The 282-nt window shown below is 61.7% G+C and carries 1 protein-coding gene; it reads right to left on the bottom strand.

Annotation, left to right across the window (positions count from 1 at the left end; all coding sequences use genetic code 11):
* Nucleotides 1-122 precede the first annotated feature (122 nt).
* On the bottom strand, nt 123-282 hold a 160-nt coding region (locus ACWGTI_RS32905; RefSeq protein WP_454590712.1), incomplete at its 5' end, for a transposase domain-containing protein.

Here is a 282-nt window from a genome sequence, read left to right as displayed (position 1 = left end):
GCGACGAAGCGTCGCCGACTGCCCTCGCTTATCCAGCCAATGTCCGAGCTTCTCGAAGGACATCGCGTAGTCGGCCAAGGTGGTCTTGGCGGGCCTGCGCTCCTGTCGTGGCTTGTGTCTGGTCATGCAGCGGCTCTTTCGGCTTCGCGTGCCGCTTTCCAGTTCCAAATCAGGAGCTCGTGGAGTTGGTTGTTCGTCGTGGCGCCGCTGACCATGCGCTCGAGAACGTCGGTGAGATAGGCTTCGGGATCGACGCCGTTCAACTTGGCCGAGTTGAGCAGC

The sequence above is a fragment of the Mesorhizobium sp. ArgA1 genome (assembly GCF_053714375.1).
Note: the sequence above shows the minus strand (reverse complement) of the source record. Positions and strands in the feature narration are given on the sequence as shown.